General features: G+C 60.6%; 11 protein-coding genes. 4 read left to right on the top strand and 7 right to left on the bottom strand.

The features are described 5' to 3' along the window. Positions 1–33 precede the first annotated feature (33 nt). From AC3WG5_RS18765 to AC3WG5_RS18795, 7 genes are all read right to left on the bottom strand, one after another. Entirely contained in the window at positions 34–522 is a 489-nt protein-coding gene (locus AC3WG5_RS18765) for an OmpA family protein (protein ID WP_008955331.1), read from the bottom strand. 67 nt (positions 523–589) lie between these two features. Further along, positions 590–1,087: an Hcp family type VI secretion system effector gene (locus AC3WG5_RS18770; RefSeq protein ID WP_008955330.1), complete on the bottom strand. Its 498-nt coding sequence runs from the start codon at positions 1,085–1,087 to the stop codon at positions 590–592. A gap of 103 nt (positions 1,088–1,190) precedes the next feature. Beyond that, positions 1,191–2,675, bottom strand: coding sequence for a type VI secretion system contractile sheath large subunit (gene tssC / locus AC3WG5_RS18775; RefSeq protein WP_014086373.1), 1,485 nt, complete (start codon positions 2,673–2,675; stop codon positions 1,191–1,193). Positions 2,676–2,678: 3 nt separating this feature from the next. Beyond that, positions 2,679–3,191, bottom strand: a complete 513-nt coding sequence (tssB, locus tag AC3WG5_RS18780; protein ID WP_492570224.1) for a type VI secretion system contractile sheath small subunit — start codon at positions 3,189–3,191, stop codon at positions 2,679–2,681. A 41-nt stretch (positions 3,192–3,232) separates the two neighbouring features. Continuing rightward, positions 3,233–4,252 (bottom strand): type VI secretion system-associated protein TagF, encoded by a 1,020-nt coding sequence (gene tagF, locus AC3WG5_RS18785; RefSeq protein ID WP_482583004.1) that lies wholly within the window; start codon positions 4,250–4,252, stop codon positions 3,233–3,235. Positions 4,253–4,266: 14 nt separating this feature from the next. Continuing rightward, positions 4,267–8,226, bottom strand: a complete 3,960-nt coding sequence (gene tssM, locus AC3WG5_RS18790) for a type VI secretion system membrane subunit TssM (RefSeq protein WP_492570226.1) — start codon at positions 8,224–8,226, stop codon at positions 4,267–4,269. A gap of 20 nt (positions 8,227–8,246) precedes the next feature. Further along, a complete protein-coding gene (locus AC3WG5_RS18795; RefSeq protein ID WP_492570228.1) occupies positions 8,247–9,104 on the bottom strand; it encodes a M15 family metallopeptidase in 858 nt (285 codons plus the stop codon). Positions 9,105–9,267: 163 nt separating this feature from the next. On the opposite strand from AC3WG5_RS18795, the gene tssJ reads away from it, so the two are divergent. The 4 genes from tssJ to tssE all read left to right on the top strand — a co-directional run bounded on the left by tssJ (position 9,268) and on the right by tssE (position 12,429). Next, positions 9,268–9,804 (top strand): type VI secretion system lipoprotein TssJ, encoded by a 537-nt coding sequence (tssJ, locus tag AC3WG5_RS18800; RefSeq protein WP_492570230.1) that lies wholly within the window; start codon positions 9,268–9,270, stop codon positions 9,802–9,804. A 77-nt stretch (positions 9,805–9,881) separates the two neighbouring features. Further along, positions 9,882–11,228, top strand: a complete 1,347-nt coding sequence (gene tssK / locus AC3WG5_RS18805; RefSeq protein WP_492570232.1) for a type VI secretion system baseplate subunit TssK — start codon at positions 9,882–9,884, stop codon at positions 11,226–11,228. Positions 11,229–11,235: 7 nt separating this feature from the next. Then, positions 11,236–11,940 (top strand): type IVB secretion system protein IcmH/DotU, encoded by a 705-nt coding sequence (icmH, locus tag AC3WG5_RS18810; RefSeq protein WP_014086380.1) that lies wholly within the window; start codon positions 11,236–11,238, stop codon positions 11,938–11,940. Positions 11,941–11,943: 3 nt separating this feature from the next. After that, entirely contained in the window at positions 11,944–12,429 is a 486-nt protein-coding gene (gene tssE / locus AC3WG5_RS18815; RefSeq protein ID WP_492570234.1) for a type VI secretion system baseplate subunit TssE, read from the top strand. Positions 12,430–12,464: the final 35 nt, after the last annotated feature.

Below are 12,464 nucleotides of genomic sequence, written 5' to 3' on the forward strand. Positions count from 1 at the left end.
AAGTTCAAGGGCGCTCACGGCATCCATCGGGAGTCAACCGTTGAACGAGATACGAACTGCATGCAGTTTTTGCTTGGTGTCGGCACGGACGGTAATTCGTATGGACGAGATGCCGCTTTCGACCAGCAGGCTTTTCACGACCATCGCCCTGGCTCTGGCGGCAGAAGAGGCATTGCCAACCTCACGTCCATTACAAAAGCCGGTGACGACGATTTGTTTGGCGATGACCAGAGCCGGTGCCAGGGCGCGTACTTGCTGCTCGGTAACCGGGGTCAGCTTCGAGCTCATCTTCTCGAAGGGAATCAGAGTCGGGTCTTTGGCGATGGTTTTGTTGCCGGTTTCCTCAATGACTTTCGTGGTGGCCTGGTCCAGTTCCGCCGTGACCTTGGCCACAATAGTCTTTCCTTGCGGGTCTTGTGCCGCGGCCGCATTCATTGCCGCATTTTGAGCCGCCTGCTTGGTTCCGGCACAGCCCATGAGCAGGGAGGCACAAATAGCGAGAGAGGCAATTTTGTAAAACATGAATTTCCCTTTCAAAATCAAAGACCCGCATGATTACCAACGCGGGCCTTTATCTACATCAAATAAATTAAGCGATGACTTTATTGGCGGTCAGATCCCAGCCTGCGCTGACATTGCCGCCACCGGCGCCGTCGGCACGTTTCTGCTGGGTGTAGGTCCACTTGATCTTGCCGTAGCTGAAGCTGACCTTCTCGCTGGGGAAGCCGGCATCGTTGGCCGAGCCATTCGGCTCGACCTTGGAGACCAGCACCTGTTCCATCTTGATCTCCATGTACTTCACCTTGTCGCCGCCGGCGCGGCACAGCTCGATGGTGACGTCCTTGATGTGCTTGCCGGTGCAGCATGCTTCGTAGATCTTCGGGCTGGCCTTGTCCAGGAAGTGGGTGATTTCGTACACGCCGTGGTTGACGCGTTCGGCAGTGGCGCCACCGGCCGAGCTGGCCGTGGCCTGGGCCGGCTGCTCGATCAGGTGGGAGAAGGACTGGATTTCGATCCAGTCTTTGTGTTGATCGTCGGTGCTTTCGCCTGGAATTCCGTCGATTTTCAGGAAGGCGTCAAAAGCCATTGCATTCTCCTTGGATAAATAAAAATGGAAGAGCTACTTCCAAAGCAAATACCTCGCCCCCTGTCGGCACCGAATGCCGACAGGGTGGTGAGTCGTCGTGGCGTTAGCCTGCCGGCTGAGGCAGCTCGGCAACCAAACGCAGGGAAATGGTGAGTTCATCCAGCTGGAAATGCGGGCGCAGGAAGGCCGCGGCGCGATAGACGCCCGGCTTGCCAGGGACTTCCACCACGTCTACACGGGCCTCCCGTAGCGGGTATTTAGCCTTGGCTTCCTGGCTGGCGGAGTCGTCCAGCAACACGTACTGCGCCAACCAGGTGTTCAGGAAGTCCTGCACGTTTTGGCGTGAGGCAAAGCTGCCGATCTTGTCGCGCATGATGGATTTCATGTAATGCGCAATACGCGATACGGCGAAGATGTAGGGCAGCTGAGTGGAGAGGCGTGCGTTGGCGTTGGCCGCATCGGTGTTGTAGGTCTTGGCTTTCTGCACCGATTGGCCGCTGAAGAAGGCGGCGTAGTCGGTGTTTTTGCAGTGCACCAGCGAGATGAAGCCAAGGTCCGACAGCAGCTTTTCGGTGCGATCGGTGACGGCCACTTCGGTGGGGCACTTGAGCGCCACCTCGCCGTCATCGGTCTTGAAGGTGTGTGCGGGCAGTCCTTCAACCAGGCCACCGCCTTCCACACCACGGATCGCCGCCAGCCAGCCGTACTGGGCGAAGGCATCGGTCAGGCGTGCGGCGTAGGCATACGCAGCGTTGGTCCACAGGTATTTGCCGTGATGGCTGCCGTCGACGTTTTCTTCAAAGTCGAATGCTTCTACCGGCACGTTGTCGCGGCCATATGGCAGGCGGCCGAGCACATGCGGTAGTACCAGGCCGACGTAGCGCGAATCTTCGGATTCGCGGAAAGACTTCCACTTGGCGTATTCCACGGTGTCGAAGATCTTGGCCAGATCGCGTGGTTTGCCGATGTCGGTAAAGCTTTCCAAGCCGAACAGGCCGGGGGAGGCGGAGGAGATCAGTGGGGCATGCGCCGAGGCTGCAACATGGGACAGCTCATCCAGCAGGTAGAAGTCTTCCGGGTGGCGGGTGAATTCGTAGTCGCCCACCAGGGCGGCGTAGGGTGCGCCACCGAAGGTGCCGTACTCTTCCTCGTAGATCTTCTTGAACAAGGCGCTCTGATCGAACTCCGGCGAGGCCTTGAAGTCCTTCACCAGATCCTTCTTGGAGGCATTGAGCACCTTGATCTTCAGCATGGTGCTGGTTTCCGATTCCGCCACCAGATACTTGAGGCCGCGCCACGAGGCTTCCAGCTTCTGGAACTCGGGGTGGTGCATCACCTCGTTGAGCTGGGACGACAGCAGGGCGTCCAGCTCGGCGATGCGGGCATCAATGCTGGCGGACAGATCGCGCGATACGGTCACGCAGCCTTCCAGCACCTGGGCCACCAGTTCGCCGATCAGGTCGCGGGTATGGTTTTTTTCGCTGTCGTTGGTGGCGATGCGGCTCTGCTCGATGATGCTGTCCAGCAGACTACCGGCATCGACGACATTCGGGCTCGCCGCCGTGTCCAGTTGTTGTACGCTGTTCATGGCTTACTCTCCGGTGTTGTCGCTTTGGGTGGCTTGGCTGATCTGGCGCAGTTTCTCGGTGTCACGCACCACCTCGTCCAACAGCTCTTCCAGCTTGTCGTTGCCGGCCAGCTTGTTGCGCAGGTCGGCCAGGCGGGTGCGGGCTTCCAGTAGCCGCTTGAGCGGTTCCACCTGAGCCACCACGCTCTGCGGCTCGAAATCGGCCAGCTCGTTGAAGTTCAGCTCCATCGCCAATTGGCTGTTGTCGTCTTCCAGCTTGTTGTCGACCTTGATAGCCAGGCGCGGAGCCATGCCCTTGAGGACTTCGTCGAAGTTGTCGCGGTCGATCTGCACGAACTTGCGCTCCTTCATCTTGGGCAGCGGATTCTTGCTGTGACCGGAATAGTCGCCCAGCACGCCTAGCACGAAGGGCAGTTCCTTGGTCTCGATGGCGTCGCCAATTTCGACGTCGTAAGTGATCTGCACACGCGGGGGGCGGACCCGCGACAGTTTTTTCTGGGTGCTTTCTTTGCTCATGGTGTGCTCTCGAAAAGATGGTCTGTCAGGGTTGAACGGCGTCAGGCGATGCTGCGGGCAAGGCTGGTGACAAGGTCGCGCAATTGCGCGACGCTAAGACCCGGGTCGTTCAGGCGCCGTCCCAGGATGTAGGAGGCCTCGGCGTAGGATTGATGGCGGCGCCAGGGTGCCTGCTCATCGCTGATGTCCACGACAAAGCGTTGGTCCAGCCGTTCGCCCCAGCATTGCGCCACGATGTGGGCATCCAGCGAGCGTGGCTGCAGGGCCAGGAAGCGTCCGTCTGGTCGGTTGATCAGCAGGCACTGGGTATCGTCGGCTCCATGAGCACTGGCAGCGGCCTGGTACAGCGATAGCCACGTGGCGGCGGCTAGCATGTCTTCGCCATCGGTAGCCGGCAGCGGTAGCAGATAGGTCTGTACGCACAGACTGTCACGGAAGCGGTGCTGTAGCTGGCTGTGGAACATGAAAGCTAGCAAGGTGGCTTCCAGCGTATGGCCGGGCTGGCGGGCGAGCAGCCCTTCCAGTTGGTGCGCCGGGGTGATGGTCAGATGGCGGGACAGCAACTGCTCGGCCAGGGCGACATCGTCGTTCGAGGCCACGCCGAACAGCGCCTGCGCTTCTAGAAACTGGCGGCAGGCCACCATTTCCACCGCGTTGTCGATGGCGCTGGCAAGTTGATCTTTCAGGCCGGAAAAGAACAGCTCGCAAGTGAGCAGCAGCACGGCCAACGGTGGCAGCGTCAGACTGGCGGGCAGCTGGGTGACGGCCACTAGCGGGTAGTTGCGTCCGCTTTCGTCGTGGCTGGGCTGGATCACACCGAGCGACAGCCAATCCTGATCCCGGCTGCGCAGCACGAAGCAGGAGGGGGGCATGGCACGGTAGCGGGCGACGGCCTCTGCGCCGGGGGAGAGCAGGCTGATGCTGTCCGCCAGCAGGTGGTCCAGCTGTGCCGCCGCCGGATGGGTGGCATTGATGCGGATGAAATCGGCACGGCGCGGCAGTTTGCCGAAGATGCAGTACGATGCCGCAGTTTCCTGGGTGCGTTTGAAAGTGAAGCTCAAGACAATGGCCTCGTTTACAACGTTACGCGCTCGGGCAACGTCAGCTTGTTAAGACGGGCCAACTGCAGCGGGTTGACGCCGCTGAGTACCCGGAAATTGACACGCACGCTCTGCGTATCCCCGTCGGCCTTGCGCAGCGTCCAGACTAGCTGGGTGCCATCCGAGCCATCCTGTACGACTTTGGCTCCGGCCAGCAGGCGTATCAGGCCCATGCCGCCCGGGTGGTTGGCCACCACGCTGCTGGCGCCGGTGTAGGACAGCACCTGGATGCGCGCGCCGGCCGTCTGGCTGTTGCCGCTCCAAGTGAAGGTCTGCCAGATTTGCGGGCCATTGCGATAACGCAGTTCCTGACCATCGATATCGAAGAAGATCTCTGAGAGCCCCGGCGTCGGTTGCGGTTGCAGCTCGAAACGGAGGCTGTCACCCTCCTGCAACGGGCCGTTGGCCAGTGCGGACAGGCTGCTTACACCGCTGAGGAAGGCCGGGTTGAACTTGATACCGAGTTCGCCCCAGGCGCGTGGCACCAGCATGTCGCCTTTTTTCTGGACCAGGCCGGCCAGGTATTTGTTGATGAAGCGATCCAGCGTGCCGTCGTTGGCCTTCAGGAAACGGTTGATCTCGGCAATGGAGGCCGTGTTGCCGGCATCGCTGAACGGGTATTTGGCCGCCAGTTGGCGCCATTGTGGCAGGACCTCCGTGGCCCAGGCCTGATTGATGTCGGCACTGACAGGGCCGAGCAGGGCGCTGTAGGAGTGACTGAGCGGCCGCACCAGCATCGGACGCACCAGGCTGACGGTGTCGGGCGTGCTTTGCGCCAGCAAGGCGTTGTCGACATAGGCGATGCTGTCTGCCAGTTCCGAGCCGTTGTTATTGAAGGTGGCCTGCAGAGTGGCACGTGCCAGGGAGCCCGGGTCGTCGGTGCTGGCAATGGCACCCAGCTTGGCTTTCAGTTTGGCCAGTTGCTCCAGGTAGCCATTGATCGGGGCGTTGTCGCCTTTCACCAACTGGGCCACCCCGGCAAACTGCCGGCCCACTTCGCCGTAGAGCTTGTCCTTGGGCGTGTTCTCGCCGCTGCCGCCTTTCAGCAGCGCAGCGGTTTTTTCCAGCACCGACTGCTTGGCATTCTCCAGCGAACGGTTGAGCTCGGACGGGTTGTCCCATGCCGTTTCCATCGCCGCTCGTACCAGGATCAGCTTGATGGGCGAGGTTTCCCGGTCAGACAGGCGAGTCATGGCCGAAGCGGACTGTGCCGGGCTGGTGAAATCGCGCACCGTGACACCCTGCAGGAAGCGTTTCCAGCTGTCGATATAGGCGGCGCGGTATTCTGCCTCCAGTGCGGTGCGGTTTTTCTCGCCGTCGCCATCCTTGCCCAGGTTGTCCTGGCTGGTGGCTGCCAGTACCCAGTCGTCGCTGCGGATTTCGCCCTTGCTCGCCTCCTCGATGGCGCCTTTCACGTACTGATCCCATGCCTCGCGAGTAAACGCGCCTTCCACCATCTGGCTGCCTGCCATGATGTCCAGGTCGCGGTTGTTGAGAATGCGGGCTACGGTCAGCGGTGCAAAGCGGGTGTTGGCTCGAGCGCGGATTTCATTAAATACCCGCTCTTCGGCCGACATGCGCTTGAAAGAGCCGCGCAGCACCTCGCGTGCTTGGCTGACCACGCGCAGGTTGGGCGAAATCAGTGGCAGGTCCGGTGCCTTTAGCTGGCTGATGTAGAACGCCAGCAGCTTTTCGGCGACCGTCATGATCTCTTCGGTGCTGTATTGCCCGCGCTGGGCTTCCAGATAGGGGCGCCAGTAGCGTGGCAGTTGGTCCGCCAGGTGTGCCGGCTCCATGCGCTGAGGCTGGTACAGCATCAGATAGGTTTTCAGCGCGTTGTAGCTGGCATCCAGCTGTGGCGATTTGGCCGGGGCCTGGGTCGGGCGCTCCGCGGATGCTTCCGTGGCGGCCGCGACGGCTTGCGTGGCCGCGGCCACTGGGGCTGCCGACGGCTGGACTGCCGCGACGCGAACCGGTGATGTCCAACTAGCTCGGCGCAGACCGAAGCCGGCTGTCTGCCAGTTTGTCGCCACAGGCTGCAGGGCATGGTGTGGCCAGAGGGTAGTCCGAACGTGGTAGTCGTCGCTCGATAGGGGCACTGGGCGTCCCCGGTATTCTTCGCGAATGACGCCTAATTGGATGTTCGGCAGCGGTTTGCCTTGCAGCCGAGGGCGGTATTGGGGCTTGGGTTTTGTCGGCGTGGTCACAGGGGAGGGCGTTGGCGCAACTGGCTTGGCTTCCTGTGCCGCGGGCGGAGGCACCGGCTGCCGCTGGTCGAGGGCGAGCAGGGAGGTTTCCAGGTTGCGCTGAACCGGCATCAGCATCAGGGTCTTGATGCCGGCAAAGTATTCACTGCGCAATGCGGCTTCCAGCGGCTTGCCCTGATAAAGACCCACGCCGATCTGCCAAGGGGCACCTTCGGTACGGTACGCCTGCAACTGCTCCAGGCGGGTTTGCAACTGCTGCAGTGCGCGCAGCTTGTCGTACAGTTGGCCGGAAGCCGCCAGCTTGCGGGCGGCTTCCCGTTCCTGGCTGATTTCCGCCAGCAGTTGCTGGTTGCCGATGTAGGACCAGCTCCACAGGCCTGCCAGGACGCTGAGCGTCAGCACGCCGGCCGCCATGGCTGCCATGCGCCAGCGGCTGCCGCTGTGCCGGGTCTGCCGGGAGATCAGGTGCTGGTCCGGAAACAGTACCTTGCGAAACAGGTCGCCCAGGAAAAAGCTATACGAGGCCGGGGCCTGACGTTTGTCGCCCTGTCTTGCAACCAGATCGAACTGACCCTGAACCCGGTTGGCCGCCACGATACGCGGCGTGCCTTCCTGCAGCGCGCTGGTAAAGTAGAAGCCGCGTAGCAGGGGGCGGGCGTGATAGGGGTCGTCCTCGTACAGCAGAGTTACGAATTTCACGACGGCTTCTTTCAGGCCGTGAAACTCGATCGGGAAAGCGAAGTGTGCCGGACGAACCTGATCGCCGCGATATTGCTGCAACTTCTCCTCGCCGGCCTGCACCAGACCGCAGTGAAGCAACTCGAATTGCTGGGCGGCGACGGTGGAGGCATCGAAGCCGTTGCCCTGGTGGGCTGTCAGCGTGCAGCCCCACACCCCGGCGCGCTCTTCTTCCGGCATGTCCTGGAAGAACTCGGCGAATCCACCCAGCAGATCCAGTTTGGTAAACACCAAGTAGACGGGGACGTGCAGCTCGAACGTGCTGCAGACCTCGTGGATGCGTTCCCGTACCTGACGGACATACAGCGAAAAGCCTTCGCTGTGGTGCTGGGCCAGTTCGGGCAGGCTGATGGCGACCAGGATGCCGTTCACTGGCGCTTTGGTACGATGTTTTTTCAGCAGTTTCAGAAAAGCGAGCCACTCGCCTCGATCCTCGCTCTGGGTCGCGTAGCGGCCGGCGGTATCGAGCAGCACCCCTTCGGTGGAGAAGAACCAGTCGCAGTTGCGCGTGCCGCCGACCCCCTGGATGCCACTCTTGTCGCTGAAGGGGAAGGTGAGGCCGGACTGCAGGATGGCCGAGCTTTTGCCGGCGGCAGGGTGGCCGATGATCATGTACCAGGGCAGCTCATACAGTGCCGCATTGCCACTGCTGTTGCCGAGTTTCGACTTCTTCAGGGTGTCGATGGCGGCCAGTAGTCGCTGGCGCAGCAGGGTGACTTCGGCGCGCTTGTCGGAGCCGGCGTGGATCACGGCATCGTCAGCCTGCTGGCGCAGCATTTTCTCCAGCAGTCCGCCGGCGCGCCGGGCCAGAAGTTGCCCGATCAGCAGGCTGGCCACCCAGAGCAGCATGATCACGACGATGCAACTTAGCCGGGCCTCTAGGGTTTCCAGCCCCATCCATTCACCCAGGAACCAGATCAGGGCGATCAGGATCAGGAATCCGATCGCCGATGCCACCTTGGCATAGCGACGCCAACCTTTTTTCAACACCTCTTCACCTTCCTATTCGTTTATTGCTGCCGGGCCAACAGCTGCTTCAGCGAGCCGCTGCGTTCGATATGGCCGTAATCCTTGAAACTCCAGTTACCGCCCCAGGTCAGTCCCGCCGCCGTGGCTTCTTCCCCCAGGGCAAGGTAGGCCGACATGGCCCAGGGGGCGCGCTCCGAAACCACGACTTTCCCGTTTCTGACGGGCGCCAGATCGACGGCCAGGCCGTACTGGTGCTTGCTCTGTCCACCTTTGGCCTTGGTGACCAGCGTGCCTTGTCCCGCCAGGGCATCCTGACGCTCGGGGCTGCGGTAACCCTCCAGCAGGGTCATGGGAAAGCCACGTGCCTCCAGACGTGCCATGACGCGCAGCACCGTCTGAACGAACGCTGCATCGAGCTTGTTCCAGTCTCGGTCCGCCCGGTTCAGTCGTGGCTGTTCGCTGATGGCATCCCTGAAAGCCTCCGGGGGCAGAGGAGGGGGAGGCACCAACTGCTCCTCCTGCAAGGTCAGCTTGATGCGAGAGCTGTTCGTGTATTCATTAGGGATGAATTCCGACGAGCGGTGCATTTCTCTAAAAAATAAAGCCAGTACGACTGGCATGGTGGCCAAAGATAGCGAAACAAGGGGTAATTTGGCAATGACAAAGTACTTTTTTATATGTTCTTTTGCATTGTTTATGTGGTTCTTGGCTGCGCGTGGCGATGTCTTATTGCATAAATTTTGAGCGCTGGTCGTAGTCGTCAGTGTTGTGGCTATGTGGCCTTTCTCTTTTGTATGTTGTTCATTTATTGACGATTTTTTGCTGAAAAAGCGAATTCCAACCCATGCGACCAGGCATATCAGCAACATGGCTGTCGCTGGTGCGAGGTAGATCTGCACTGAATCTAGCCCGTTCATGTGCCTGCTATGTGTAATGCCCATGTTGTTAACTGTGTTTTTTTAGGTAAAAATACTAATAAATTTAATTTTATTCATACTTTGTACAAAAAATGCTTTTCAATTATCATGTCTAATTGGCATGATTTCCAGAGGTAGCTGACAGATGCAGCATTGCAAGGCCGGGTTGTGGCGTCATGCCAGGGGGTTTCTGGGGGGGCTGGTGCCTGCCGTATTGCTCATGTCCGGGTGTGCTTCGAACAAGGAAGTACAAGTGTCCGGGGAAGCCGCTGCGCAGCTGAACCGCGACGGTCGCGGCAAGCCTCTGTCGGTCGTGGTGCGGGTCTATCAGCTGAAGTCGGATCAGGCGTTCAACCGCTTGAGCATGGAGGCGCTGGCGACTGCCAAGTCGGACAAGGAGTTGCTGGCATCCGAACTGCTCGACATGCGCGAGATGACGCTGCTGCCGGGTACGCGCGTTACGGTGTCCGGTTTCGTGGTGAACCCCGAGGCCTCGCACATTGGCCTGGTGGCCCTGTTCCGCCAGCCGGACCGGCATTTCTGGCGCTTGCTGTACGACGCCGATGTCGTGCGCAGCAAGGGGCTGCAGTTCGCGGCGGAAGACTGTTACCTGCGTGCCGTCAAGCCTCCGCCAAAGCTGTTGCCGGGGCAGCCCAAGTCGCTGCAGGTCGATTGCCGCTAGGCCAGACGTTTGCCTAGCGTGTTGGTTTTGGATGTGTTGGCCAGTGCAGAGTGCCTGGCTCACCGGATTGATTGAAGATGCAACAAGCTAAACGTGTGTTGTGGGGCGAAGGCATGTTTCTGCGCCCGCAGCATTTCCAGCAGCAAACGCTGTTTCTCGAGCAAGATGCCGTCAGCCGCCAGCAGTTGCTGTGCCGTCATACGTGGGGTGTACAGCAACTGCGGCTGGACGAACAGGCGCTGAAGGGGGGCATGGTGCGGGTGGATGCCCTGGGCATCCTGTTCCGCGATGGCCTGCTCTATCAGGCCCCGCAGTCCTCGCCATTGCCTTTGTCCCGGGACCTCTCGACCCTACCGCAACTGGGCGTGGCCACGACGCTGTATGCCTGCCTGGCCGATCTGCAGGCCTATGGCGGCAATGCCCGCACTGGCGAGCAGGCCGGCAGGCCTAGCCGTTATCAGAATGGCGGTTTGGAGCTGGCCGATCTCTACACCCAGGCGCTCCCGGCCGAAGTGGCGACACTGGAGCCCAACGTGCGCCTGATGTTCGAAGAAGAGAACCGCGACGGCTACGATGCCATTCCACTGTGCCGTCTGCAGAAGGATGCCACCGGCCAGTGGGGCGTGGCGGGCGATTTCCTGCCGCCGCTGCTGACCATCGGTGCGGCGGGAGAACTGCCGCAGTTGGTGCGGCGCCTGCTGGATATCCTGCTGGTGAAAAGCCAGGCGTTGACGGGGGCACAGCGCGAGCGAGCCAAGAGCGTGATGGAATTCGGCTCCAGCGACATCAGCGCCTTCTGGTTGCTGCATACCGTCAATCGCAACTTTGCTCGTTTGCGCCACCTGTCGCTGAGCAACCCGCTGCACCCGGAAGAGCTGTACATGGCGCTGGCAGAGTTTTGTGGCGAGCTGCAGACGTTTTCCACCCGCTATGCGCTGGTCGACATACCTGCCTACCGCCATGACGCTCTGCATGCGGTGTTTGCTGCTTTGGACCTGCAGATACGGGAGTTGCTGGAAACCGTCATCTCGGCACGCTATGTCGTCATCCCGCTGCATTCCCCGAAGCCGTCCTTCCATATTGGCCGGCTGGAGAGCGACCGCCTGTTGGACAACGTCGACTTTTACCTTTCGGTACAGAGCGAACAGCCGGCCAGCCAGGTCATCGACAACGTGCCGCTCAAGTTCAAGATCGGCGCACCGGACGATGTCGAGAAGATTCTTAACTCCGCGATGCGCGGGGTGGCGCTGAGTCACGCGGCGCAAACGCCTTCCGCCGTGCCGGTGCGAGTGGGAAATCATTACTTTTCGCTCCAGCCGCACGGTGACATTTTTGCCCGCATGTTGCAGTCGCGCAGCATCTGCATCTACGTTCCGCAAACCTTGTCCGGGCTGACCCTGGAACTGATCGCCGTTTTCCGTTGAGGCCAACATGAGTCAAGCCGTCGTAACCACAACAGCCAACGAGTCCACCATCAACGTGGCCAGTACCGGCCCCAGCCTGCGCGAGATGCTGGAAGACGGCGTGTACCTGCTGTTTCTGCTGAAAGACGGCAACGCGCCGGGCAGCAGCGTGGAGTTCAACCGCCGTATCGACCAGTTCCTGCTGCAGTACGAACGCAACGCCCGCAATTTCGGCAAGTCGGTGGAGGCTATCGGCCAAGCCAAATACGCGTTCTGTGCCTTGTTGGATGAGATCATTCTGTCGTCCGATTTTTCGCTACGCGACGAGTGGGAGCGCATGCCGCTGCAACTGCGTCTGTTTGGCGAGCACCTGGCCGGGGAAGGTTTCTTCAACCGACTGGAGCAACTGCGGCTGGAGCCGGCACGCCACATCGAGGAACTGGAGGTGTACTACACCTGCCTGCTGCTGGGCTTCCAGGGACGTTATCTGCTGGAGGGCGAAGAAAAACTCGGCTACCTCACCCACAAGCTGGGGCAGGAAATCCAGCAGGTACGGGGTGGCAAGGCCGAATTCGCACCCAATTGGCAGCTTCCGCAACGTTTCCAGGCCTATGTCCGCCATGAATTGCCGCTGTGGTTGTACTTCGCGCTGCTGGCCTTGGCTGGCGCCGCGATCTGGGGGACTTACCATTGGTTGCTTGGTCGTCAATTGAGCAAATTGTTCGGAATCTGAGCGATGAATGCCCCCTCACTGCGGTATACCCAGATACTGCCTTCGGTGTTGGATCGTCTGCTGGACGACCGGCCCGATCTCAGCCATGGGACCGAGCACCTGCTGTTCGAGCTGCCTCAGTTCCGCCGTGCGCTGGCGCGCGATCTCGAAGCGCTGCTCAATACCCGCGTCATGGCGCAGCCTGAACTGTTCGAGGCTCATACCCTGGCGGGGGACAGCATGCTGCAATTCGGCATTCCCGACCTGAGCGGCATCAGCCTGCTGAATCCCGACGACCGCGAACTGTTACGTGAGCAACTGCGCCGCGCCATTGAAATCCACGAACCGCGTTTGTCCCGCGTCAGGGTGAATCTGGATGCGCCGAGGGAAAGGGAGCGGCACCTGCGTTTCCGTGTCGATGCGGTACTGAAAGTACACCCGCACCGTCCCCCCGTGAGCTTTGACGCCACGCTGCAACTGTCGTCCAACGTTTACAAGGTTCAGGGCTGAAAAGCCGTCGTCTTCCCATGGATCTTTCCCCCTTG

Source organism: Pseudogulbenkiania sp. FW507-F1 (assembly GCF_058781125.1).